The organism is Burkholderia sp. L27(2015) (assembly GCF_009765705.1).
GTDB lineage: Bacteria > Pseudomonadota > Gammaproteobacteria > Burkholderiales > Burkholderiaceae > LMUX01.
Genome location: NZ_LMUX01000006.1, coordinates 1 through 559, shown reverse-complemented (window position 1 = coordinate 559; position 559 = coordinate 1). Strand labels below are relative to the sequence as shown.

Genomic DNA, 559 nt, shown 5'->3' with positions numbered 1-559 from the left:
CCATGGTGCCGTTTCCAGCGTTGGCCGGGTATATCAGCAACCATACTGCGACCCAGGTCAGTCATCAGAGCGGCCTCGTCGCCGCCACGATTTCCTTCAACCTTCCGCCTGGTGGCTCACTGAGCAAGGCGACCGTGGCGATCAATGAGGCGTCGCAGCAACTGGGCTTGCCGGCTTCCATCCACGGCAGCTTCGCCGGTGCCGCACAGGTCTATGCGCAGTCGATGTCGACCATGCCGCTGCTGATCCTCGCCGCCCTTGCGGCCGTCTATATCGTGCTTGGCATCCTGTACGAAAACACTGTGCATCCCATCACCATTCTTTCCACGCTGCCATCGGCCGGTATCGGCGCCACGCTGGCGCTGCTGATCTTCGGCACGCCGTTTTCGGTGATCGCGATGATCGGCATCATCCTGTTGATCGGTATCGTCAAGAAGAACGCGATCATGATGATCGACGTCGCCATCCATCTGCAGCGTGACGAAGGTTATGAACCGCAACGGGCCATCCATGACGCGGCCGTGATACGGCTTCGCCCGATCATGATGACGACCGCCGC

General features: G+C 60.5%; 1 protein-coding gene. It reads left to right on the top strand.

Features of this window, described 5'->3' with window-relative positions:
* Positions 1 to 559, top strand: a 559-nt coding sequence (locus GSQ77_RS01760; protein ID WP_174246378.1) for an efflux RND transporter permease subunit, incomplete at both ends; no start/stop codon positions are given.